At 66.8% G+C, this 21950-nt stretch carries 23 protein-coding genes and 1 tRNA gene; 17 read left to right on the top strand and 7 right to left on the bottom strand.

All coding sequences use genetic code 11. The features are described from left to right. Nucleotides 1-9: 9 nt before the first annotated feature. From ACWKSV_RS11675 to ACWKSV_RS11665, 3 genes are all read left to right on the top strand, one after another. The gene (locus tag ACWKSV_RS11675; protein ID WP_056431924.1) at nt 10-783 is read left to right on the top strand and encodes a SapC family protein; all 774 of its coding nucleotides are present in this window, start codon (nt 10-12) and stop codon (nt 781-783) included. A 4-nt stretch (nt 784-787) separates the two neighbouring features. Continuing rightward, the gene (locus ACWKSV_RS11670; protein ID WP_076713938.1) at nt 788-1330 is read left to right on the top strand and encodes a cytochrome b; all 543 of its coding nucleotides are present in this window, start codon (nt 788-790) and stop codon (nt 1328-1330) included. Between the two features lie 143 nt (nt 1331-1473). Next, nucleotides 1474-1764, top strand: a complete 291-nt coding sequence (locus tag ACWKSV_RS11665) for a DUF7684 family protein (RefSeq protein ID WP_076713936.1) — start codon at nt 1474-1476, stop codon at nt 1762-1764. A gap of 272 nt (nt 1765-2036) precedes the next feature. On the opposite strand, the gene ACWKSV_RS11660 is transcribed toward ACWKSV_RS11665, so the two are convergent. Next, nucleotides 2037-2894, bottom strand: a complete 858-nt coding sequence (locus ACWKSV_RS11660; RefSeq protein ID WP_076713934.1) for an N-formylglutamate amidohydrolase — start codon at nt 2892-2894, stop codon at nt 2037-2039. A 100-nt stretch (nt 2895-2994) separates the two neighbouring features. Between ACWKSV_RS11660 and cpdR the strand changes: the two genes are divergently transcribed. Beyond that, on the top strand, nt 2995-3372 hold the full coding sequence (gene cpdR / locus ACWKSV_RS11655; RefSeq protein ID WP_056431930.1) for a cell cycle two-component system response regulator CpdR: 378 nt from the start codon (nt 2995-2997) through the stop codon (nt 3370-3372). A gap of 44 nt (nt 3373-3416) precedes the next feature. Beyond that, nucleotides 3417-3491, top strand: a tRNA-Val gene (locus ACWKSV_RS11650). Between the two features lie 26 nt (nt 3492-3517). Here ACWKSV_RS11650 and ACWKSV_RS11645 read toward each other — a convergent pair. Further along, nucleotides 3518-3946 (bottom strand): DUF6508 domain-containing protein, encoded by a 429-nt coding sequence (locus tag ACWKSV_RS11645; RefSeq protein WP_076713837.1) that lies wholly within the window; start codon nt 3944-3946, stop codon nt 3518-3520. 55 nt (nt 3947-4001) lie between these two features. Here ACWKSV_RS11645 and ACWKSV_RS11640 point away from each other — a divergent pair, with 55 nt between their 5' ends. Genes ACWKSV_RS11640 through ACWKSV_RS11620 form a run of 5 tightly spaced genes read left to right on the top strand, consistent with a single transcriptional unit; the run spans nt 4002 to nt 8299 of the window. Continuing rightward, nucleotides 4002-4289: a hypothetical protein gene (locus ACWKSV_RS11640; RefSeq protein ID WP_083706496.1), complete on the top strand. Its 288-nt coding sequence runs from the start codon at nt 4002-4004 to the stop codon at nt 4287-4289. A gap of 8 nt (nt 4290-4297) precedes the next feature. After that, nucleotides 4298-4729 (top strand): periplasmic heavy metal sensor, encoded by a 432-nt coding sequence (locus ACWKSV_RS11635; RefSeq protein WP_083706717.1) that lies wholly within the window; start codon nt 4298-4300, stop codon nt 4727-4729. An 8-nt stretch (nt 4730-4737) separates the two neighbouring features. Beyond that, nucleotides 4738-5301 carry an RNA polymerase sigma factor gene (locus tag ACWKSV_RS11630; protein ID WP_076713833.1) on the top strand — a complete coding sequence of 188 codons (564 nt, stop codon included), beginning with the start codon at nt 4738-4740 and terminating at the stop codon, nt 5299-5301. Nucleotides 5302-5345: 44 nt separating this feature from the next. Continuing rightward, the gene (locus tag ACWKSV_RS11625; protein WP_083706495.1) at nt 5346-7181 is read left to right on the top strand and encodes a copper resistance system multicopper oxidase; all 1836 of its coding nucleotides are present in this window, start codon (nt 5346-5348) and stop codon (nt 7179-7181) included. Then, nucleotides 7178-8299 carry a copper resistance protein B gene (locus ACWKSV_RS11620; RefSeq protein ID WP_076713831.1) on the top strand — a complete coding sequence of 374 codons (1122 nt, stop codon included), beginning with the start codon at nt 7178-7180 and terminating at the stop codon, nt 8297-8299. Before ACWKSV_RS11625 ends, ACWKSV_RS11620 begins: the two co-directional genes overlap by 4 nt. 33 nt (nt 8300-8332) lie before the next feature. Here the strand turns inward: ACWKSV_RS11620 and ACWKSV_RS11615 are convergent, their stop codons facing one another. The 3 genes from ACWKSV_RS11615 to ACWKSV_RS11605 all read right to left on the bottom strand — a co-directional run bounded on the left by ACWKSV_RS11615 (nt 8333) and on the right by ACWKSV_RS11605 (nt 11572). Next, nucleotides 8333-9514, bottom strand: a complete 1182-nt coding sequence (locus tag ACWKSV_RS11615; protein WP_483666799.1) for an acetyltransferase domain-containing protein — start codon at nt 9512-9514, stop codon at nt 8333-8335. Further along, nucleotides 9511-10131: a DUF1826 domain-containing protein gene (locus tag ACWKSV_RS11610; RefSeq protein ID WP_083706494.1), complete on the bottom strand. Its 621-nt coding sequence runs from the start codon at nt 10129-10131 to the stop codon at nt 9511-9513. The genes ACWKSV_RS11615 and ACWKSV_RS11610 overlap by 4 nt, the downstream gene beginning before the upstream one ends. Nucleotides 10132-10261: 130 nt before the next feature. Continuing rightward, a complete protein-coding gene (locus ACWKSV_RS11605) occupies nt 10262-11572 on the bottom strand; it encodes a sugar MFS transporter (protein WP_056431830.1) in 1311 nt (436 codons plus the stop codon). Nucleotides 11573-11755: 183 nt separating this feature from the next. On the opposite strand from ACWKSV_RS11605, the gene ACWKSV_RS11600 reads away from it, so the two are divergent. Together ACWKSV_RS11600 and ACWKSV_RS11595 are read left to right on the top strand one after the other, a co-directional pair. Next, a complete protein-coding gene (locus ACWKSV_RS11600; protein ID WP_172839593.1) occupies nt 11756-12850 on the top strand; it encodes an aldose epimerase family protein in 1095 nt (364 codons plus the stop codon). A gap of 13 nt (nt 12851-12863) precedes the next feature. Then, a complete protein-coding gene (locus ACWKSV_RS11595; RefSeq protein WP_056431838.1) occupies nt 12864-14660 on the top strand; it encodes an IlvD/Edd family dehydratase in 1797 nt (598 codons plus the stop codon). A gap of 68 nt (nt 14661-14728) precedes the next feature. On the opposite strand, the gene ACWKSV_RS11590 is transcribed toward ACWKSV_RS11595, so the two are convergent. Next, nucleotides 14729-15103 carry a hypothetical protein gene (locus tag ACWKSV_RS11590; protein WP_056431841.1) on the bottom strand — a complete coding sequence of 125 codons (375 nt, stop codon included), beginning with the start codon at nt 15101-15103 and terminating at the stop codon, nt 14729-14731. 183 nt (nt 15104-15286) lie between these two features. Here ACWKSV_RS11590 and ACWKSV_RS11585 point away from each other — a divergent pair, with 183 nt between their 5' ends. The 3 genes from ACWKSV_RS11585 to ACWKSV_RS11575 are packed head-to-tail and all read left to right on the top strand — an operon-like array spanning nt 15287 to nt 18124. Next, nucleotides 15287-16432, top strand: coding sequence for a fumarylacetoacetate hydrolase family protein (locus ACWKSV_RS11585; protein ID WP_076713828.1), 1146 nt, complete (start codon nt 15287-15289; stop codon nt 16430-16432). An 11-nt stretch (nt 16433-16443) separates the two neighbouring features. After that, the gene (xylB, locus tag ACWKSV_RS11580; protein ID WP_172839592.1) at nt 16444-17232 is read left to right on the top strand and encodes a D-xylose 1-dehydrogenase; all 789 of its coding nucleotides are present in this window, start codon (nt 16444-16446) and stop codon (nt 17230-17232) included. 28 nt (nt 17233-17260) lie between these two features. Next, nucleotides 17261-18124, top strand: coding sequence for an SMP-30/gluconolactonase/LRE family protein (locus tag ACWKSV_RS11575; protein WP_076717679.1), 864 nt, complete (start codon nt 17261-17263; stop codon nt 18122-18124). Between the two features lie 299 nt (nt 18125-18423). Here ACWKSV_RS11575 and ACWKSV_RS11570 read toward each other — a convergent pair whose 3' ends face one another. Further along, nucleotides 18424-19155: a FadR/GntR family transcriptional regulator gene (locus ACWKSV_RS11570; protein WP_056431939.1), complete on the bottom strand. Its 732-nt coding sequence runs from the start codon at nt 19153-19155 to the stop codon at nt 18424-18426. 149 nt (nt 19156-19304) lie between these two features. Here ACWKSV_RS11570 and ACWKSV_RS11565 point away from each other — a divergent pair, with 149 nt between their 5' ends. Both ACWKSV_RS11565 and araD1 read left to right on the top strand, forming a co-directional pair. After that, on the top strand, nt 19305-20828 hold the full coding sequence (locus ACWKSV_RS11565) for an aldehyde dehydrogenase (NADP(+)) (protein WP_076713826.1): 1524 nt from the start codon (nt 19305-19307) through the stop codon (nt 20826-20828). Between the two features lie 70 nt (nt 20829-20898). Beyond that, nucleotides 20899-21891, top strand: coding sequence for an AraD1 family protein (araD1, locus tag ACWKSV_RS11560; protein WP_076713824.1), 993 nt, complete (start codon nt 20899-20901; stop codon nt 21889-21891). Nucleotides 21892-21950: the final 59 nt, after the last annotated feature.

Here is a 21950-nt window from a genome sequence, read left to right as displayed (position 1 = left end):
GAGAATATCATGGCGAGCGCGCCGTCCCTTCCGCTTTTCTACAACGGCCTGGAGCCGCTTTCGAGCGAGGCTCATGCGAACTACAAGGTTCGCCCGCAGGAGACCGCGCCCTTCCTGGTCGGCCAGCACGCCATCCCCGTGACCGTGGACGAATTCCCGCTGGTGCAGCGTTTCATGCCGATCGTCTTCTCGGTCGGCGACCAGCCGATCCCGCTGGCGCTGATGGGCCTGAACGAGGGCGTGAACGTCTTCGTCGATGACGAAGGCCGCCTGACTGAGACGAACTTCTACGTTCCCGCGTACATCCGCCGCTATCCGTACATGCTGGCCCGTCTGCGTCCGGAGTCGGAAGAGCTGTCGCTGTGCTTCGACCCGACCTCGCCGACCATCGGCGCGTTCGACGACGGCGAGTCGCTGTTCGACGGCAACCAGCCGAGCGAGCTGACCAAGAACATCCTCCAGTTCAACGAATCGTTCGAGCAGGCGGGCGCCCGCACCCAGAACTTCATGAAGGAACTGGGCGAAATGGGTCTGCTGATGGACGGCGAAGTCTCGATCCAGCCGGACGGCGCGGATCAGCCCTTCGTCTATCGCGGCTTCCAGATGATCAACGAGGAAAAGCTGGTCGACCTGCGCGGGGACCAGCTGCGCAAGATGAGCCAGTCGGGCATGCTTCCGCTGCTCTATGCGCACCTCTTCTCGCTCTCGCTGATGCGCGACATCTTCGCCCGTCAGGCGCAGCTGGGCAAGATGCCGCAGCCGCAGCTTCAGCCCGTCGGCTGACCCGATGCGCGGGCCGGTCGTTTCCGCCAGTCCGCGCTACAGCCAGGTCGCGATCGTCTTTCACTGGACGATCGCGGCGCTGGTTGTGGCGAACCTCGCCATCGGGCTGCTCCATGAGAGCCTGTTGCCCGGCACCATTCCGCTGCACAAGGCGATCGGCCTGACCGTGCTCGCGCTGACGGCGGCACGGATCGCCTGGCGACTGGGCCATCGCCCGCCGCCGCTGCCCGCCGAAATCCCGGTCTGGGCGCGCGGAAGTGCCCATGCGCTCCACGCCACGCTCTATGCTCTGATGATCGCCATGCCGATGACCGGCTGGGCGATCGGCTCCGGCCGCGATGTACCGCGTCCCGTCAGCTGGTTCGGCCTGTTCGACGTGCCACCCCTCCCCATTGGCAAGGCCGCCGCCGGTGTCGGGCATGAAGCGCATGAGATTCTAGGCTGGGCGATGCTGGCACTGGTGGTGATCCATGTCGCCGCGGCGCTGCGCCACCATTTCCTGCTGCGCGACGACCTGCTCGCGCGGATGAGTTTCCGGCGGGGGTGAGCCCGTTTGTGGGGTCCCGATAAAAGGTGCTTGGCTGATTGCTGGTAGCTTTGGTTTTTTGCGCATATTGGTGCGCTTCGGAACCAGCATAGGCGGCCGGCGTCGGTGGAAAGCTGTCTTTTCGGTGCCGCTAGACCGTGATCATGCCGCTCGCCCGCAAAATCATCCTGCACGCGCCCATTTCTGACGAGGCGCTTCTCGACGCCTTTGTTGAGCAATGCCTTCGCGATGACGTTTCTCTGGTTGCGGTTGTCGGGCCCGGCTGCTCGAGGATCGAGGACGTTATCGACGAGATTGTCGTCGGCGACGGTAATGATCCAACGCGTTTTCTCTGCACCACGTCTCATCCCGACCAAACGTTCGAAGACGTAATGAACATGGCGATCATCTGGGAATACGAACGAGGTGATCCAGTGGAAGAAGTGCGGCTGTAGCGAAGTTCACAAGGGGGCGACCACAGATAGCGCGTGTATTGCGTGCCATCGCCTGACGCTCACAGCGAGGCCGCACGCCCGCTCCGCCACCACCCGTTACGAAAAAATGACGAATTGTGGGGGCGGGGGTTGAACCAAATAGGCCCCTTCTTATTTATATCCTGTACGACGTCGTGTCCCCCCTTTCGCGATGTCGTATGACACGCTTTCAGCGTGTCTCCTCCCTGAACCTTGGCCGCCTCGCGCTCTTCCCCCTTGCGCGAGGCGGTTTTTTATTCGGCGGCCATCGCGGCTGGTTGGCCCAAGGCTTCGGCGGCCAGCGCAGACAGGATTCGGCGCACCAGCGCGACTGTGGCATCAAAGCCCGGCCCCGGCGCCTCCAGCGCGGCATCGAGATAGAGCGAGCGGTCGAGCTCCAGCTGGATGGCGTGAATGCCGCGTCGCGGATCGCCGTGCCGCTCGACGATATGGCCCCCGGCATAAGGCGCATTGCGGGTGACGGCGAAACCGGCCCCGCGCGTCTCAACCTCGATCCGGCGGACGAAGCGAGTGGCCGCCGTCATGCCATGCCGGTCGCCGATGACGATGCGTGGTACCAGCCCCGGTGCCCCCAGCGGCGGCATCGAATGCAGGTCGAGCAGCACCGCCAGCCCGAACCGCGCCCGCGCCGCCGCCAGCCGCTCCGCCAGCGCGCGGTGATAGGGGCGGTGGTCGTTCTCGATCCGCGCGACGATTTCCGCATCGGTGAAGCGTCGCGTCCAGATATCGCCATGCCCCGCCACCCGGCGCGGCACCAGGCCCAGCCCGCTGCGCAGCTTGGCCGAGGCGCGGGGCGCCATCCGCGCGCCCTCGTCGATCAGCGGATCACGCTCGCGCTCGTCACGGTTCAGGTCGATCCATGCGCGCGGCATATCCTGCACCAGCATCGGCTCGTCTCCGCGCGCCGCCATGCCGACCAGATCGATCAGCCGGTCCTCCAGCGCCATCACGGCGGCGACCGGCACCCGCAGCGCCGCGACCAGCTCCGGCCGATAGGCGCGCCCGCCATGTGAAACCGAGATGACCACCGGCCCCGAGGGAACCGGATCGCCAAAGCTCTGAAAGGATGCGCCGAAGCTCGGGCTGGCCATTGGCGGCGATCCTATGGCGGCAATCCAATATGGGCAATGGTCTGGAAATTTTAACCGCGCCGCCGCTAAGCTGACCGCCAACATGAATCGGGATGACGCGATGTTCCATATCCTGCTGGCCGAAGACGACGAGGTCATGCGCGAATATCTGACACGGGCGCTGACGCGGTCCGGCTACCGGGTGACGGCGGTTGATCGCGGCACGGCGGCGCTGCCGTTGCTGGAAAGCGAGCGGTTCGACCTGCTGCTCACCGACATCGTCATGCCCGAGATGGACGGCATCGAACTGGCTCAGCGTGCCGCCTCGCTGGTCCCCGACCTGCGGGTGATGTTCATCACCGGCTTCGCGGCGGTCACGCTGAAGGCGGGGCAGGCGGTTCCCAATGCCCGTGTCCTGTCCAAACCCTTCCACCTGCGCGACCTGGTGATGGAGGTGGACCGACTTTTTGCAAAAGAATCGGCGGATGGTGCGATTTAGGGCTTGCCAGCCCCGCCGAAACTGCTAATTGCCCGGCCTCCGGCGGGCGTGTAGCTCAGTGGTAGAGCACTGTGTTGACATCGCAGGGGTCGCAAGTTCAATCCTTGCCACGCCCACCATCGAAAACCCCGCTAGGCCGATAGGCTTAGCGGGGTTTTTGGTTTTTCCGGTCCATCTCGCTAAGAACCACCGCACGCTCGGCGATGGCGCGCATCAGCCCTGTGTCGAACGCGCGTGCCAGCGATCCTTCCGAGAACCGGTCGGCGCGCAGCTGGAATGTCAAGATCCAGGCGATCTGGTCGATGCTCGCATCGGCGATCGCGGAAGGGTGCTCGGCCATGTGCATCAGCGCGGCGCGAGCTTCGTCGTCCACCGGCTTGCGGTAATGGGCCGCGACATCCTCGGTCGCGATGGCCGCGACGAAGGCGGAGGCGGGCTCGGAGAGGTTGAACCAAGCCATGGTGATGACCCCCTCGGCGGATCGCCGAGGCTCGGTCCATGCGCCCGTCACGAAATCGGGCGCGGCCAGGATGGGCGCGAAAGCGGCGATGTTGCGAAGCGTGGCCATGTCCATATGCTGATCCTATCCGCCCCATGAGGGACGGCCACCGTTTTTGCGTAATGGTTTCATGATGACCGACCCGTTCGACCGCGATCTTGCCCGATTGGCGCACAGCACCCCGCCCGCGACCCTGGATGCGCTGGAGCGACGGGTGGCGGCCGCGATCGATGCGGGAGCGTCGGACACCGTTGGCCTGTCGGTCCGGGGACTGGCACTGGCGGGCGGCGCGGCGTTGATGCTGGGGATCGTCGGCGGCGGAGTGGTGGCCGGGCGCAGCGAGGCGCGGGCGCGGCCGGTGGCGGTCGCCGCGCTCGATACGGGACTGGCGCCCTCGACCTTGTTGCTCGGCCGATGAGCGGGGCGATGCGGCGGAACCTGCTGACCCTGGTGATCGCGTTCGTCGCGGCGCTGGCGGGGGTGGCGATCGGGTGCCGGTTGCTGATGCCCGCCGAGCCGCGGGCGAGCGACATCCATATGCTGGTTCACCGCGACATCGCGCTCGACCCGGGCCAGCGAATCGCGCTCGACCGGCTGGAGGCGCAGTTCGCGGCGCGGCGCGCCGGGCTGGAGGCGCGGTTGCGTGGTGACAATGCCCAGCTGGCCGCCGCGATCGAGGCCGAGCATCGCGACGGGCCGCAGGTCTCGCAAGCCATCGACGCGGTGCATCACAGCATGGGCGATCTGCAAAAGGCGACGCTGGCGCATGTCTTTGCGATGCGTCGCCTCCTTCGCCCCGATCAGGCGGCGACCTTCGACCGGCTGGTGGCGGCCAAGCTGACCGACACAGGCCGATAGCCGGGCGCGTGGGGGAGCGCGATCTGGCGGGGCTGGCGGACGGCGATCTGGTCGCGCTGGCGATCGGCGGGCGGCCGGGCGCCTATGCCGCGATCGTCACGCGCCACAAGGCGGCGCTTTATCGCCTGATCCTGGCGCAGGTCCGCGACGCCGACGAGGCGCTGGATCTGGTGCAGGAGAGTTTTGTCGCGGCGCATGGCGCGCTGGGCCGGTTCGACCAGACGCGGTCCCTGCGGGCTTGGCTCAGCAGGATCGCGCTCAACAAATGCCGGGACTGGGCGCGACGGCGGCGGGTGCGCGCGATGCTGGCGCGGGTTCTGCCGGTCGAGGCGGCGGCAGAGGTCGCCGACGACCGGATCGGGGGCGAGGCGGCGGCGATCGAGCGGGATTCGCTGGCCCGCACATTGGCCGCGCTCGATGCCTTGCCCGCCGCGTTGCGCGAGCCGCTGATCCTCTGTGCGGTCGAGGGATTGAGCCAGGCCGAGGCGGCCGAGGCGCTGGGCCTGAGCAGTAAGGCGGTCGAGCTTCGCATACGCCGCGCCCGTGCCGCCTTGCGCGAGCAGATCGGGTGAGGGGCCGGGTGAGGGGAGGGCCGCCCCCATGCGTATAAGGGGGCATGATCGACCCGACGACCGCGATACGCCGCCGTGACCTTCTGGCCGGGGGCGTCGGCCTGACCTCGCTTGCCGCTTTGCCCGTGCTGCCCGCCTGGGCGCAGGGCCATGGCCTGTCGGCCCATACCGGGCCGCGGGCCGAGTTGACCGGCCCCGACATCACCCTGACCATCGCGCGCCAGCATATGATGATCGACGGCAAGCCCTATCATGCGATCGGCATCAACGGATCGGCCCCCGCCCCGCTGATCCGCCTGCGCGAGGGGCAGCGGGTGCGGATCACCGTGGTCAATGCGCTGGACGAGGAAAGCTCGATCCACTGGCATGGGCTGCTGCTGCCCTTTCAGATGGATGGGGTGCCGGGGATCAGCTTTCCGGGCATTCCGGCGGGCGGGCGCTTCACCTATGAGTTCCCCGTCGTCCAGGCCGGGACCTATTGGTATCACAGCCATTCGGGATTGCAGGAGCAGGAAGGGCTGTACGGCCCGATCGTAATCGATCCCGCCGGGGCGGATCCCATCGCATCGGACCGCGAGCATGTCGTGCTGCTGTCCGATCACAGCCCGCTTCACCCCCATGCGATCTTTCGCCGGTTGAAGATGCAGGGCGGTTATTTCAATTACCAGAAGCAGACGCTGGCCGGGCTGCTGACGGGCAAGGACCAGCCCTTGCGCGAACGGCTGGACTGGGGCCGGATGCGGATGGACCCCAGTGATGTGTCCGACGTGACGGGGTCGACCTATCGCTATCTGGTCAACGGTCATGGTCCGGCGGACAATTGGACCGGGCTTTTTACACCTGGCGAGCGGGTACGGCTGCGCTTGGTCAACGCCTCGGCGATGACCAACTTCAACATCCGCATCCCCGGCCTGACGCTGACCGTCGTACAGGCCGATGGGCAGGATGTGCGGCCGGTGACGGTCGATGAGCTTCAGATCGCGGTGGCCGAGACCTATGACCTGATCGTCACGCCGACCGAGGACCGCGCCTATACGCTGGTCGCCGAAACCTGGGATCGATCGGGCATGGCGCGGGGGACGCTCGCGCCCCGGATGGGCATGGTCGCGCCCGTGCCTGCGCTACGCCCCCGGCCGCTGGCGACGATGAAGGACATGGGGATGGGAGGCATGGAGCACGGCGCCATGGCGGGCGGCTGTTCCCCCGAACATGCCGCGATGGGGCATTGCCAGCCGGATGCCGCGCCCCAAATGGACCATGGCCAAATGGACCATGGCCAAATGGATCACGGCCAAATGGATCATGGCCAGATGAGCCATAAGATGCGCGACTTCGCCAACGCCCCCGGCCTGCCGCGCACGCCGGTCGTCCAGACGGTCGCGCCGATGCCGGTCGACCGTACCGGTGAGCCGCCCCAGGGGCTTGCGGACGTCGGACACCGCGTCCTGACCTATCGCGATCTGATGAGTGCCAAGGTCAATCCCGACACCCGCACGCCGTCGCGCGCGCTGACCATCCATCTGACCGGCAATATGGAGCGCTATATGTGGGCGTTCGACGGGGTGAAGCTGAACGCCGTGACCGCTCCGATCCCGTTCCGGCTGGGCGAGCGGGTGCGCGTGACTTTGGTCAACGACACGATGATGGCGCACCCCATCCACCTGCACGGCCATTTCTTCGAGCTGGTGACGGGCCACGGCGACCATGCCCCGCGCAAGCACACCGTCAATGTCGCGCCGGGCGGCACCGCGACGTTCGACCTGACGGCGGATGCCGAGGGCGACTGGGCGTTCCACTGCCACATGCTCTATCACATGCATGCGGGTATGATGCAGGTCGTCACCGTCCGGCGTGACGCGGACAAGGGAGCGGCGGCATGATCCCCTTTGCGCTGCTGCTGCTCGCCGATCCGATGGGGCAGCATCATCACATGATGCCCGGCATGACCATGGCTCCCGCCAAACCCGCCGCGGCCCCGCGCAAGGCGGCCAAGCGCCGGGTGGTCAAGCCCGTGCCGAAAAAGGCTCGTGCGACTGTGCGGGCCTGTTCGGCCGAACATGCGGCGATGGGGCATTGCACCCCGGCGGATGGCAAGCCCGACGCAATGCCCGGCATGGCCGAGATGCCGAAGGAGGGGGCTGCCCCTGCCTGCTCGGCGGAACATGCCGCCATGGGGCATTGCCAGGCCAAGCCGGAGACGGAATCCATGCCCCAGGGCATGGCGATGGACCACGGGGCGATGGACCACGGGGCGATGGGGCATGGCGCCATGCCCCAGCAATCCGTCGGTTCCGCGCCGCCACCTCCCGCTCCGACCGATCGCGCCGCCGACCGCTTCTACGATCCCGCCGCCATGGCCGCCGCCAACCGGCAGATGCGGATGGAGCATGGCGGCATGCGCTTTTCGCAGATCCTGTTCAACCTGGCCGAAGTACAGGTCCGTGACGGGCGCGACGGCTATCGCTGGGACGGGGAGGGCTGGTTCGGCGGCGACATCCACCGGCTGGTCGTCAAGACCGAGGGCGAAGGCACGTTCCGCGACCGGGTCGGCGCGGCGGAGGTGCACGCGCTCTATTCCAGGGCGATCGATCCCTATTGGAATTTGCAGGCGGGCGTGCGGCAGGATGTCGGGGGGCCTGCGCGGCGGACCTATGCCGTGGTCGGGGTCGAGGGGCTGGCCCCCTATTGGTTCGATGTCGAGGGCGCGCTGTTCCTGTCGGACAAGGGTGAGTTGCTGGCCCGTACCGAAGCTTGGGTCGATCAGCGCCTCACCCAGCGCGCGATCCTGCAACCGCGCATCGAGGTGAACTTCGCCGCGCAGGACATAGCCGACCAGCAAATCGCGGCGGGCGTCTCCAACCTCGAACTGGGCCTACGCCTGCGCTACGAGATCGCTCGCGAATTCGCGCCCTATGTCGGGGTCCATTGGGAACGTCACTATGGTCCCGCCAGCGGCGGCGGGGCCGCGCTGGCGCTGGGCATCCGGACCTGGTTCTGATGATTCCTCCCCTTCCGGGGGAGGAATCAAGGGTCAGAAATAGCGCAGCCAGCGCAGGTCGCGGCGGCGGCGCTTCAGGTCGGCGAACCATTTGGTCGGGTAATAAAGCGGCACGATCAGCAGCAGATAGACCAGCCACATCGCCCCGACCGAGGGCAGGCCGAACACCTGCCCCTGATTGGTGCCCCAGATCGCCACCGCGCCCAGATACAGGCCGCGCAGCACATAGAGGTGGAGCAGGTAGAAGCCCATCGGCGCGCCGCCCATCACCGCCAGCTTGCGCGCGACCGGCCCGCTCCGCCCCTCGAACAGGGCGAGCAACAGCGCCGCGACGCCCAGGGTGGACAGCAGGAAAAGCAAGGACGGCGGATATTTGGTCAGCGCGAGAAAACTCATCACGCTGCGCAGAGGGTCGCCCGGCACCATGGCCCAGGGTGCATCGCCATAGCCGTTGATCGTCCGCAACAGGATGAAGCCCAGGATCAGCCCCAGCCCAAGCGTCGCCAGCCAGCGTTGCCGCTCCTCGGCCGGGCGGGTGAACCATGGTCCGATCGCATGGCCCAGCGCGATCACCCCGATCCAGAGCAGCACCGGATAGGTTGTCTTGATGGTGATCCCCATCCATTCGAACGCGCTGCGCTTGTGGATCAGCGCCCAGGGCTTGAACCAGGGGCTGTCGGGTGCGAAGGCGATGGGGTCGAGCAGATTATGCCCCGCCACGATCGCCAGCCCGATCGCCGCCACCGCGCCGCGCGGCAGGTGGATCAATCCGGCGAGCGCGATCATGCACACGCCGATCGCCCAGATCACCTGCAACCAGATGGTCTGCGGCGGGAACTGCGCCGACCAGGCAAAGCCGACCAGCGTCAGTTCCAGCAGCATCAGGAACAGGCCGCGCGTCAGGAGGAAGCGGCTGGTCTCCGCGCGGCTGTGCGTCTGGCCATAAAGCCAGGCCGACAGGCCGGTCAGCGCGATGAAGGTCGGCGCGCAGAGCGAGGCCAGCGTCCGGCTGAAGAACAGGGCGGGGGCGACGAGGCGCGCGTCCATCGGGTCGCCAACGGCCCAATGCGTGCACAAGGTATCCCGCACATGGTCGAGCAGCATGATGACCATGACCAGCCCCCGAACCGCATCGATGCTCGCCAGCCGTGCGGCGGCGGAGGCGGGCGGGGCAGCCCGGCGCAGGGCGTCATGGGGCAGGGTCAGGCTGGTCACGCATCCGCCTCCGGCCAGGGCGCGTCGATGACGAGCAGCAGCCGGTCCTCGCCGGTCCCCGCGATCGGCGGCGAGCGGTGGATGATCGCCCGGTCGCCCGCACGCTCGCGCCCCTTGAACAGGCCGACATCGCCCGCCGCCAGCGCGCGCGGGGCGGTTTCGTCGGGCGCATCCTGGGGCAGCCACTGGGTCGCCTGTCCGCAATAGGTGGTGATCAGCCGCAGGCCGACATAATCGGCGTGGAATTTCCAGCAGCCATTGCCCGTGACACGCTCGATCCGCACCTCCACCCGCTCCTCGCCGGTCCAGGTCGCATAGAGCATCGCCAGCCGCGCGACATCGGTGGCCAGCATCTCGTGCCACGGCTCAGGGGAAAGGCCTGCCAGCGCGTCGCGGACCTTGGCGGCGACGCCCTGTGTGTTCGCGGCAAAGCGGATCGTCGGAAAATCGGTAAGAGCGGGGGCGGGCAGGGGAGAGGGACGCTCCCAGACGGCCAGCGTCACCTGCGGCTGATCGATCGTCGCCAGTACCGTGGAGTCACTGTCGATCCGCACATGATCGGGCAGGGACAGGGGACGGGGCGGGGCGGTGTCGGCCATGGGGATCATGCGCATCATCTTCGATCGTTCGTGTTACGGTGTAACATTACCAGATTGGGTGCGATGGCGAAACCCCGAGCGCCTCCTCATGCAAAAGGGGCGGCGCCTCGCGGCACCGCCCCCTTGGTCTTATTCCCGATGGGCCGGTTTACGCGGCGTCTTCATCCGGGAAGATATTGGCGGGCTTCGACCCCCACAGCGCATAGGCGAGCACGATGACTTCGCACGCCATGGTCAGGAAGAATGAGTTCTGCAGGCCGTAATGATCGGCCAGCCAGCCCTGAACGACGACGAGTGCGCCACCGGCGATCGCCATGATCATCAGCCCCGAACCTTCCTCGGTCAGCGGGCCCAGGCCACGGATGGCGAGGGTGAAGATGGTCGGGAACATGATCGAATGGAACAGGCCGACCGCGATCAGCGCCCACATCGCCATCGGCCCGGTGGTGAAGGTGGCGATCGCGACGACGACGAGCGCGCCGAAGGCGAAGACGGTCAGCACGCGTTCCGGCGCGACCTTCTGCATCACGAAGCTGCCGAAGAATCGACCGACCATCATGCCGCCCCACAGCAGCGACAGATAGCGCGACGCCTGGTCATGCGTGACGGCGGCGATGTTGGGCTGCGACACGAAGTTGATGAACAGGTTGGCGACGCCGATTTCCGCCAGCAGATAGGCGATCATCGTCGGGATGCCGAGCGTCAGGTTGCGATGCTTCCACAACGAATGCTGCTTGCGCTCGGCCTTGGCGGCGCGCTGCGTCGACGAACCCAGGGCGGGCAGCGGGAAGCGCGCGATGATGATGGCCAGCACGACCAGCACCACGGCGACCAGTGCATAGGGCAGGATGACCGACTGGGCATCGGCATAACGCTGCGCCTGGGTCAGCGCGGCGCCCGCTTCGGCGGTGCCGCTGCGGCTGCGGCCGAGGATCAGATATCCGGCGAACAGCGGCGCCAGCGTGGTGCCCAGCGAGTTGAACGCCTGCACCAGGTTGAGGCGCGACGAGCCGGTTTCGGGCGGGCCGATGACCGTCACATAAGGGTTGGCCGCCACCTGGAGCAGCGTGATGCCGCTGGCGATGACGAACAGCATGACCAGCGTCACGCCGTAAGAGGGCAGGCTGGCGGCCAGCGTCATGCCCAGCGCACCCGCCGCCATGATCAGCAGGCCGATGACGATCGACTTCTGATAGCCGACGCGTTCGATCAGCTTGGCCGAGGGGATGGAGGCGAAGAAATAGGCGATGAACCAGACCGACTCGATCAGCGTGGTCTGGGCGTAATCAAGCTCGAACACCGACCGCAGATGCGGCAGCAACACGTTGTTGATGACGGTGATGAAGCCCCACATGAAGAACAGGCTGGCGAGGAGAGTCAGCGCCGACGTGTAGTTCGCGGCCTTTCCCCCGACAGGCGTTGCGCCGTTGGCGCGGGACGTGACGGGTGGTGCGGCCATGAAATCCTCTCCTTCGCGCCGGCGAACATCATCAAAAGATGTTCGTTGACCGGCTTGCTCCTGATATTTTGTCTGACTATAGTGACACAAAAGGCGCGTCAATGGCGTCTGGCGACGGAGGGATGAGGCATGTCGATGGCGTCAATCAAGAGCTTTCTTACATTGGTAGCGGTAACCTCCGCAATGACTTCCACGGCTGCTCTCGCGAGCGAGGCAAAGCGCGCCCCCGCCGGCTATGCGGCCGAGGGTGGTGCCATCGAAACGGTGACCCTGACCAACAAGGCCGGGCTGTCGGCGCGCGTCCTGACCTATGGCGCGACGCTTCAGTCGGTGATGGCCCCGGACCGCGACGGCAAGCTGGCCGACGTCCTGCTCGGCTATGACAAGGCCGAGGATTATGTAAATCATCCCAATTTCTTCGGCGTGACGGTCGGCCGCTTCGCCAACCGCATCGGGGGCGGCCGCTTCACGCTGGACGGCAAGAGCTATCAGCTGCCGCTGAACGACAAGGTCAACTCGCTGCACGGCGGGACCAAGGGTTTCGACAAGAATCTGTGGAAGATCGTGTCGATGAAGGACGGCGCCACCGCCAGCGTCGTGATGGCGCTGACCAGCGCGGACGGCGACCAGGGCTATCCCGGCAAGGTCGACGCCACCGTCACCTATTCGCTGGACGAGGCGGGGTCGCTGACCATCGCGTTCGAGGCGAAGACCGACAAGCCGACCGTCATCAACATGACGAACCACGCGATCTTCAACCTGAACGGTGAAGGCTCACCCCTGGGCGCGACCTTCCACAAGCTGACCATCCCGGCCGCCGCCTTCACGCCGGTCGATGCCAAGCTGATCCCGACCGGCGAGCTGAAGCCGGTTGCGGGCACTGTGTTCGATTTCCGCGCGGCCCGCGTCGTCGCCGACGGCATTCGCGACGGCAACGACCAGCAGATCCGCTACGGCCAGGGCTATGACCACAACTTCGCGCTCGACAAGGGGCTGACCGCCACGCCGCAGCTGTCGGCGCGGCTGGAGGACCCCGCCTCGGGCCGCGTGCTCGAAGTGTTGTCGACCGAGCCGGGCGTGCAATTCTACACGGGCAATTTCCTCGACGGCACCTATGTCGGCAAGAAGGGCCATCTGTACCGCATGGGTGACGGCATCGCTCTGGAGCCGCAGAAATTCCCGGATTCGCCCAACAAGCCGTCCTTCGTCTCCCCGCGCGTCGATCCGGGTAAGCCCTACCGGCATACCATGATCTATCGCTTCTCCACCGTTCGCTGACCGAAAGCCTGACATGACCGACACGCCCACCCAGAAGCTGCGCAGCCGCGCCTGGTTCGACAATCCCGAGAATATCGACATGACCGCGCTCTATCTGGAGCGTTATCTGAACTTCGGCCTTTCGCTGGAGGAGCTTCAGTCGGGCAAGCCGATCATCGGCATCGCGCAGAGCGGCTCCGACCTCTCGCCCTGCAACCGCCACCATCTGGTGCTGGCCGAGCGCGTTCGCGAAGGCGTGCGCGAGATGGGCGGCATCGTCCTGGAATTCCCGGTCCACCCGATCCAGGAAACCGGCAAGCGCCCGACCGCCGGTCTCGACCGCAACCTGTCCTATCTGGGGCTGGTCGAGGTGCTGTACGGCTATCCGCTCGACGGCGTCGTGCTGACGATCGGCTGTGACAAGACGACCCCGGCGATGCTGATGGCGGCCGCGACGGTCAACATCCCGGCGATCGCGCTGTCGGTCGGCCCGATGCTGAACGGCTGGCACAAGGGCGAGCGCACCGGCTCGGGCACCATCGTGTGGAAGGCGCGCCAGATGCTGGCGGCGGGCGAGATCGACGATGCGGAGTTCATCCGCCTGGTCGCGTCGTCGGCCCCCTCGACCGGCTATTGCAACACCATGGGCACCGCGACCACGATGAACTCGCTCGCCGAGGCGCTCGGCATGTCGCTGCCCGGCTCGGCGGCGATCCCGGCGCCGTATCGCGATCGCCAGGAAGTCGCATACCTCACCGGCAAGCGCATCGTCGAGATGGTGAACGAGGATCTGAAGCCCTCCGAGATCCTGACCAAGGACGCGTTCCACAACGCGATCAAGGTCAACTCGGCGATCGGCGGTTCGACCAACGCGCCGATCCACCTCGCCGCCATCGCACGTCACATCGGCGTCGACCTGCCCGTGCAGGACTGGGAGAGCGAGGGGCACAAGGTGCCGCTGCTCGTCAACCTGCAGCCTGCGGGCGAGTATCTGGGCGAGGATTATTACCGTGCAGGCGGCGTGCCCGCCGTGGTCAACCAGCTGATCGAGCAGGGGCTGATCCACGAGGATGCACTGACCGTCAACGGCAAGACCATGGGCGAGAATTGCCGTGGCGTCGCCATCGAGGACGAAAAGGTCATCCGTCCCTTCGCGCAGCCGCTGGTCGAGGAAGCGGGCTTCATCGTGCTGTCGGGCAATCTGTTCGACGCCGCGATCATGAAGACCAGCGTGATTTCGCCCGAATTCCGCGAGCGTTACCTGTCCAACCCCGACGATCTGAACGCCTTTGAAGGCCCGGCGGTCGTGTTCGACGGGCCGGAGGATTACCATCACCGGATCGACGATCCCGCGACCGGCATCACGCCCGAAACGCTGTTGTTCATGCGCGGCGCGGGGCCGATCGGCTATCCGGGGGCGGCGGAAGTCGTCAACATGCGTCCGCCCGCCTATCTGATCACCGAGGGCGTGCATTCGCTGCCCTGCATCGGTGATGGCCGTCAGTCGGGCACGTCGGGATCGCCCTCGATCCTGAACGCCAGCCCCGAGGCGGCGGCGATGGGCGGCCTGGCGCTGATCCAGACCGGCGACCGGGTGCGCATCGACCTGAACACGGGCAGCGCCAACATCCTCATCTCCGAGGAAGAACTGGCCGAGCGTCGCAAGACCCTGGCGGCGGCGGGCGGGTATAAATATCCGGCCTCGCAGACCCCGTGGCAGGAAATCCAGCGTTCGGTGGTCGGTCAGATGTCGACCGGCGCGATCCTGGAAGGCGCCGAGAAGTATCAGCGCATCGCCCAGACCCAGGGTCTGCCGCGCGACAACCACTGATAGGGGCGCTGATGATCAGGTCGACCGGCCGGGCGGATCATCCCGCCCGGCCGGTCGACCGATCGGGTTCAGTGATTCTGCAGCCAGGCCAGGGCGGCATCGTGCGACAGGAAGGCGTCGAGATGCGCGAGCGGGTAGTTTTTCCGGACCTGCAATTTCAGCGGGCTGGAATCGACGACCAGGGCCAGGCGATCGTCGGGATGATAATGGGCGACGATCCCGTCGCGCATGGCCTGTACCATGGCCATCGACATGATGGGGGCACCCCGCCGATCGATCAACGCCTTGGCATATCCCAGCTGGCGGCGCGATTCGTCGAGAAAGGGCTTGAAGGCCAGCCAGTAGCGATTGGCGATTTCCGGGGACCACGGGCCATGTGCGCGAACGTGGATGATGTACCGATCGTCCATCGTAACGGTGAACGCGGGATCTTCGATACGCATGCGATTCCTGTGCACTGGCCGCCGCCGAGGAGAAGGGGCCGTCGCCCAAGTCCTAGACGGGTACAGGCGGGATTTGAACACGCTGCATTTGTGGAACGCCCCAGAACGGGGCGGCCGACCCGGGCCCCCTTGACCTGAACCGGACAGCAATCGATACCGCTAACAAATCTGCGGAGAGGAATTATGGCCAGCAATCATACCGACCTGATGGGCGCTTTGCCGGACGATTGGCGCAACGGACGCTTTGTCGGCCGGATCGACCGGGGCGAGGGGCCTTGCCCGATCCTGGTCGAGAACGGCCAGGTCTATGACATGAGCCGCGTAGCCCCCACCGTCTCGGCGCTGCTGGCGAGCGGCACGGTCGAGGCATCGCAGGGCGAGGCGCTGGGCGAACTGGCCGATCTGAACCTGTCGCCGGAAGCGGGCGCGGCCCATCGGCTGTTGTCGCCGATCGACCTGCAATGCGTGAAGGCGGCGGGCGTGACCTTTGCCGTGTCCGCGCTGGAGCGCGTGATCGAGGAGCGCGCACGCGGCGACCATGCCAAGGCGGCGGGGCTTCGCGGCACGCTGGAGGCGGCACTCGGCGGCAATATCCGCTCGGTCGTACCCGGCTCGCCCGAGGCGGCGCAGTTGAAGGACGCGCTGATCGCCGAAGGCCTGTGGTCGCAATATCTGGAGGTCGCGATCGGCCCGGATGCGGAGATCTTCACCAAGTCGCCGGTCCTGTCGACGGTGGGCTGGGGCATGCCGGTCGGCGTCCGTTCCGACTCGACCTGGAACAACCCGGAGCCGGAAGTTGTGCTGGTCGCCGATGCCCATGGCAAGGCGGTCGGCGCGACGCTCGGCAACGACGTCAATCTGCGCGATTTCGAGGGGCGCTCGGCGCTGCTGCTCGGCAAGGCGAAGGACAATAACGCGTCCTGCTCGCTCGGCCCGCTCGTCCGCCTGTTCGACGACGGTTTCACCATGGACGATGTCCGGTCGAGCGAGGTCAAGCTGACCATCACCGGCACCGACGGCTATGTGCTGGAAGGCGCCAGCTCGATGGACCAGATCAGCCGTGACCCCGAGGATCTGCTCGGTCAGGCGCTCAGCGAGCATCATTACCCGGACGGCCTCGTCCTGTTCCTCGGCACGCTGTTCGCGCCGACCCAGGACCGCGACGAGCCGGGCCGTGGCTTCACCCACAAGGTCGGCGACACGGTCGTCATCACCAATCCGCGCCTCGGCACGCTGGTCAATCCGGTGATGACCTCGGCCGATGCCCCCGCCTGGACCTTCGGTCTGGGCGATTTGATGCGCAACCTGGCCAAGCGCGGCCTGTTGTGACGGAGACTTCCATGTTGCAGAAGACCAGTGCCGCGACCGACATGGTCGCGCGCTACCCCAGCCTGATCGACAAGCGCGTCATCGTGACGGGCGGCGGCTCGGGGATCGGCGAGGGGCTGGTCGAGGCGTTCGTGGCGCAGGGCGCGCGCGTTGCCTTCGTCGACATTGCCGAGGATGCGGCCCAGGCGCTCGTCGACCGGCTGACCCCCGATGCGCGTCATGCGCCGATCCAGCGCCACTGCGACCTGACCAACCTCGACAGCCTGAAGGCGATCTTCGCCGATCTGGAAGAGGCGCTGGGCGGTGTCGACATCCTGGTCAACAATGCGGGCAATGACGATCGCCACAGCATCGAGGACGTCACCCCGGCCTATTGGGACGAGCGGCTGAACGTCAATCTTCGCCACCAGTTTTTCGCCGCGCAGGCGGTGATCCCCGCGATGAAGCGGGCAGGCGGCGGCGCGATCCTGAACTTCGGGTCGATCAGTTGGCATCTGGGTCTGAACGACCTGGTCCTCTACCAGACCTGCAAGGCCGCGATCGAGGGGCTGACCCGCAGCCTCGCGCGCGATCTGGGGCGCGAGAATATCCGCGTGAACACCATCGTGCCGGGCAATGTACAGACGCCGCGCCAGGAAAAATGGTATACCCCCGAAGGCGAGGCGGAGATCGTCGCGGCCCAGTGCCTCGACGGGCGTATCCAGCCGTCGGACGTGGCGGCCCTGGTGCTGTTCCTCGCGTCGGACGATGCGAAGATGTGCACCGGCCACGATTATTTCATCGACGCCGGTTGGCGGTAACAAACCGGGCGAGAGCAAGGAGAGAGTGATGCAGCAGGCCGAACATTGCCTGACCGTGGGTGCGACGCTGGGCGAAGGCCCGATCTGGGTCGATGACGCGCTTTGGTTCGTCGATATCAAGCAGCAGCGCATCTACCGCCATGATCCGGCTGCCGGCACGCTCGATCACTGGGCCTCGCCCGAAATGGTCGGCTGGATCGTCCCTGCGCAGCGCGGTGGTTTCGTCGCCGGGCTGAAGTCGGGGCCGCATCACTTCGATCCTGCGACCGGCGGTTTCGAACGGCTGGCCGAGGTCGATACGCATCTGCCCGCCAATCGCCTGAACGATGCCTGTGTCGACGGGCAGGGGCGGATCTGGTTCGGCACGATGGACAATGACGAGACCTCGCTGTCGGGCCGCCTGTTCCAATGGGCCGCTGGTCTGGTCACGCCCACCAGTGCGGATGCGGTGTGCATCACCAACGGTCCCGCCATCTCGCCGGACGACTCGACGCTCTATCATGTCGATACGCTGGGCAAGGTGATCCTGGCGCATCCGATCCTGGGTGACGGCACGCTCGGCCCCTCGACCGAGTTCGCGCGGTTCGGCGATGCGGACGGCCATCCCGATGGCGCGATCTGCGATGCCGAGGGTGGCGTGTGGGTCGGCTTCTTCGGCGGCTGGGCCGCCCGGCGTTATGGCCCGGACGGCGTGCTGACCGACGAGGTTCGCTTCCCCGTGTCCAACATCACCAAGATCGCGCTGGGCGGCCCTGATGGCCGTACCGCCTATGCCACCACTGCGCGGCAGGGCCTGTCGGAAGAGCAACTGGCCGAGCAGGTCCAGGCGGGCGACATCTTCACCTTCCGGGTTACCGTTCCCGCCAAGCCGGTCCACCGCGCGGCGATTTGAATTCTTCTTTCCCCTCTCCCCTGGACAGGGGAGAGGGTTAGCGGAGCGTGCTGGCTAGCGCAGCTTGGGTGAGGGGTTGAGCGAGCCTTCGGTTCGCGCGCTCGCACATGCGAGCGCACACCCCTCACCCAGCTCCGACTAAGCCTTTGCTTTCGCAAAGACCAAGTCTGCGCAACCCTCTCCCCTCGATGAGGGGCGAGGGAGGGAAAAAGCATTACAGAATGGCGATTCGGCCGGAAAACTCTCATTCCCGAACCCGGCGTCTCGGGTGGCCCGCTCCCTTCGCGGGAGCGGGCCTTTTATCCCTCCATCGCGCTGCGCGTATCCTCCAGCGCCAGATCGACGAGCAGTCGCATCGCCTCTCCCGCTGCCTCGACATCGCCCGCGGCGATCGCGTCATAGACCTTCACATGGTCGGGCACCGGATTGCGGGGCAGCGCGCGCGACCGCTGCTTGAACTGGGTCGTCCAGGCGACCGCCGCGCCGATGCTGGCGGACAGCACGACCAGCGCGTCGTTGCGCGTCGCGGAGAGCACCGCATTGTGGAAGTCCCGGTCGGCGGCCCGCCCCGCATCGGTGGCCAGCGTATGGCGGCGCATCGCCCCCAGGGCGTCGCGCATATCCTTCAGGTCGGTCTTGTCACGACGCTCGGCCGCAAGCCGGGCGGCGGCAGGCTCGACGATGGCGCGAAGTTCGAACAGGCTGCGCACGAAGTGAATGTCCGGCTCGCCCGAAAAGGCCCAGGCCAGCACATCGGGGTCGAGCAGGTTCCAGCGGCTGCGCGGCAGGACACGCGTGCCGGTCTTGGGTCGGCTTTCGACCAGCCCCTTGGCGCTCAGCACCTGCACCGCTTCCCGGTACGCGCTGCGCGACACGTCGAGCGCTTCGGAAAAGGCGACCTCGCCCGACAGCGTGTCGCCGGGCCGATACTCGCCCGAGACGATCGCCGCGCCCAGTTTGTGCGCGATCGCGCCATGCAGGCGGCGGCCGGTGCCGCGCCGGGCCTTGGGGGCGGCCTCGTCAGACCCCATCTCTCCGACGGTTTCAGGCGGCGCGTCGCCGTTCGTCATGCTGTCACTCATCGATCGTACCTCTCCGCCCCCATCCTTACCCACAACCTTTAACATTGCCATCGCTCCGTCAAACTAATATGTCGGAGTAATATAAAGGAGCTTCCCCTATGACCGATTTCCGTTCGATCGACGCCGCCACCGGCCAGCCGGTGGGCGACGCCTTTGCGGTGCACGGACCGGCCGATGTCGAGGCGGCCTGCGCCGCGGCGGAGGAGGCGTTCGACGTCTATCGCGCCACCAGCCGCGAGGAGCGCGCCGCGTTCCTCGACAAGATCGGTGCCGAGATCATGGCGATCGGCGACGACCTGATCCAGGCGGCGATGCGTGAGAGCGGCCTGCCGCGTGCGCGCCTGGAGGGCGAGCGTGGCCGCACCGTCGGCCAGCTGGGCCTGTTCGCCAAGGTGCTGCGCGCTGGGGCCTATCTGCAGGTTCGTATTGACCCTGCCATGCCCGACCGCCAGCCGCTGCCGCGCCCCGACCTGCGCCTGCGCATGGTGCCGCTGGGTCCCGTCGCGGTGTTCGGCGCATCGAACTTCCCGCTCGCCTTCTCGACCGCCGGTGGCGACACCGCGTCGGCGCTGGCCGCCGGTTGCCCGGTCGTGGTCAAGGGCCACCCCGCCCATCCGCAGACCGGCGCGCTGGTCGCCGCCGCGATCGAGCGGGCGGTCGAAGCCTGTGGCCTGCCCAAGGGCGTGTTCAGCCACCTGACCGGCCCGAGCAACGAACTGGGTGCGGCGCTGGTCCGCGATCCGCGCATCGCGGCGGTCGGCTTCACCGGCTCGCGCGCGGGTGGCTTGGCGCTGGTCAAGATCGCGCAGGAACGCCCGGTGCCGATCCCCGTCTATGCCGAAATGTCGAGCATCAACCCGGTCGTGCTGATGCCCGAGGCGCTGAAGGCGCGCGGCGCGGCGCTGGGCACCGCGTTCGTCGGTTCGCTGACCATGGGCGCCGGGCAGTTCTGCACCAATCCGGGCCTGCTGCTCGCCATCGAGGGCGAGGGGCTGGACGCATTCGTCGAGGCCGCGCGCACCGCGCTGCCCGAGGCAGCGGCGCAGACCATGCTGACGCCGGGTATCCATGCCGCCTACACCAAGGGCACCGAATCGCTCGCCAGCCATGACAAGGTCGAGACGATCGCGCAGGGCAAGGTGGGCGAGGGCATCACCGCCGGTCGCGCCGCCTTCTTCCAGACCACGGCCGAGGCGTTCCTCGCAGACGAGGCACTGGGCCATGAAGTGTTCGGCGCATCGTCGATCCTGGTCCGCTGCCGCGACGAGGCGGAACTGATCGCCGTGCTCAGGGCCGCCGAGGGTCAGCTGACCGCGACGATCCAGATGGACGAGGGCGATACCGATATGGCCGCGCGGCTGGTGCCGGTGCTCGAGCGCAAGGCGGGCCGTATCCTCGCCAATGGCTGGCCGACCGGCGTGGAAGTCGCGCATGCGATGGTCCATGGCGGGCCGTTCCCCTCGACCTCGGACGCGCGCACGACCTCGGTCGGCAGCCTGGCGATCGACCGTTATCTGCGGCCCGTGTCGTACCAGAACCTGGCGGCCGCGCTGTTGCCGCAGGATCTGAAGGACGAAGCCGCGGGCACGCTGCCCCGCCTGGTCGATGGCCAGCCGGGCTAAGGAATGACGGGGCGCGGGCCGATCAGGGTCCGCGCCCCTTTTTGTTGAAAAGATATCAGGGGAGGATTTGATGGCTGATCGTCTGTTGCAGCACCGCGCGCCCTCGGGTGAGCGCTCGGTCATTCTGGCACGCGGCGACCAGGCCGCGTTCGTGCCGGGCGTCGAGAGCGTCATTGCGCTCGCCCAGCGTGCGATCGCGGAGGGCCGGTCGCTGCTCGATACCGCGCTGGCTTGCGGGCAGGGGGAAAGCGTCGATTTGGCGGCCGAACTGGCGGCGGGGCATCTGATCGCGCCGATCGACCACGCCGATCCCGCGCATTGCGTCATGACCGGCACCGGCCTGACCCATCTCGGCTCGGCCGAGGGGCGCGACAAGATGCACCGCGATGCCGCGGCCGCCGCGCACCAGACCGACTCGATGCGCATGTTCCTGGAAGGCGTCGAGGGCGGCAAGCCTGGCGAAGGCCAGGTCGGCCAGCAGCCGGAATGGTTCTACAAGGGTGACGGCTCGCAGTTGGTCGGCCCCGGCGACGCGCTGGAAATGCCCGCCTTTGCACAGGACGGCGGCGAAGAGCCCGAACTGGCGGGGATCTATCTGATCGGGCCCGACGGCACCCCGCATCGCCTGGGCCTGTGCCTCGCCAACGAATTTTCGGACCATGTGACCGAGCGTCACAACTATCTTTGGTTGGCGCACAGCAAGCTGCGCCCCGCCGCGCTGGGCGCCGAACTGCTGCTCGGCGAGGTGCCCGACCATATCGAGGGCACCAGCAAGGTGGCGCGCGACGGTCGGACCATCTGGGAAAAGCCGTTCCTGTCGGGCGAGGCGAATATGTCGCACAGCCTGGCGAATCTCGAGCATCACCATTTCAAATATGCGCTGTTCCGTCGTCCGGGGGACGTGCATGTCCATTTCTTCGGCACGGCGACGCTCTCCTTCTCGGACGGCATCCGCACCCAGGAAGGCGATGTGTTCGAGATCGCGGCGGCACCGTTCACCCTGCCGCTCGCCAATCCGCTCAAGCGGACTGAGGATCGGCCGGTGACGGTCGGCCGTCTCTGAACGCCTGATTCTCAACCGTCCTATGATCGGGGGCGTCCTTTCCGAAGGGAAAGGGCGCC

This window comes from Sphingomonas sp. SphC10 (assembly GCF_057004845.1).
Note: the sequence above shows the minus strand (reverse complement) of the source record. Positions and strands in the feature narration are given on the sequence as shown.

Coding starts and splice junctions, on each gene's coding strand:
- ACWKSV_RS11675 (WP_056431924.1), top strand. CDS start 10: ATGGCGAGCGCGCCGTCCCTTCCGCTTTTCTACAACGGCCTGGAGCCG.
- ACWKSV_RS11670 (WP_076713938.1), top strand. CDS start 788: ATGCGCGGGCCGGTCGTTTCCGCCAGTCCGCGCTACAGCCAGGTCGCG.
- ACWKSV_RS11665 (WP_076713936.1), top strand. CDS start 1,474: ATGCCGCTCGCCCGCAAAATCATCCTGCACGCGCCCATTTCTGACGAG.
- ACWKSV_RS11660 (WP_076713934.1), bottom strand. CDS start 2,894: ATGGCCAGCCCGAGCTTCGGCGCATCCTTTCAGAGCTTTGGCGATCCG.
- cpdR (WP_056431930.1), top strand. CDS start 2,995: ATGTTCCATATCCTGCTGGCCGAAGACGACGAGGTCATGCGCGAATAT.
- ACWKSV_RS11645 (WP_076713837.1), bottom strand. CDS start 3,946: ATGGACATGGCCACGCTTCGCAACATCGCCGCTTTCGCGCCCATCCTG.
- ACWKSV_RS11640 (WP_083706496.1), top strand. CDS start 4,002: ATGATGACCGACCCGTTCGACCGCGATCTTGCCCGATTGGCGCACAGC.
- ACWKSV_RS11635 (WP_083706717.1), top strand. CDS start 4,298: ATGCGGCGGAACCTGCTGACCCTGGTGATCGCGTTCGTCGCGGCGCTG.
- ACWKSV_RS11625 (WP_083706495.1), top strand. CDS start 5,346: ATGATCGACCCGACGACCGCGATACGCCGCCGTGACCTTCTGGCCGGG.
- ACWKSV_RS11620 (WP_076713831.1), top strand. CDS start 7,178: ATGATCCCCTTTGCGCTGCTGCTGCTCGCCGATCCGATGGGGCAGCAT.
- ACWKSV_RS11610 (WP_083706494.1), bottom strand. CDS start 10,131: ATGATGCGCATGATCCCCATGGCCGACACCGCCCCGCCCCGTCCCCTG.
- ACWKSV_RS11605 (WP_056431830.1), bottom strand. CDS start 11,572: ATGGCCGCACCACCCGTCACGTCCCGCGCCAACGGCGCAACGCCTGTC.
- ACWKSV_RS11600 (WP_172839593.1), top strand. CDS start 11,756: ATGACTTCCACGGCTGCTCTCGCGAGCGAGGCAAAGCGCGCCCCCGCC.
- ACWKSV_RS11595 (WP_056431838.1), top strand. CDS start 12,864: ATGACCGACACGCCCACCCAGAAGCTGCGCAGCCGCGCCTGGTTCGAC.
- ACWKSV_RS11590 (WP_056431841.1), bottom strand. CDS start 15,103: ATGCGTATCGAAGATCCCGCGTTCACCGTTACGATGGACGATCGGTAC.
- ACWKSV_RS11585 (WP_076713828.1), top strand. CDS start 15,287: ATGGCCAGCAATCATACCGACCTGATGGGCGCTTTGCCGGACGATTGG.
- xylB (WP_172839592.1), top strand. CDS start 16,444: ATGTTGCAGAAGACCAGTGCCGCGACCGACATGGTCGCGCGCTACCCC.
- ACWKSV_RS11575 (WP_076717679.1), top strand. CDS start 17,261: ATGCAGCAGGCCGAACATTGCCTGACCGTGGGTGCGACGCTGGGCGAA.
- ACWKSV_RS11570 (WP_056431939.1), bottom strand. CDS start 19,155: ATGGGGTCTGACGAGGCCGCCCCCAAGGCCCGGCGCGGCACCGGCCGC.
- ACWKSV_RS11565 (WP_076713826.1), top strand. CDS start 19,305: ATGACCGATTTCCGTTCGATCGACGCCGCCACCGGCCAGCCGGTGGGC.
- araD1 (WP_076713824.1), top strand. CDS start 20,899: ATGGCTGATCGTCTGTTGCAGCACCGCGCGCCCTCGGGTGAGCGCTCG.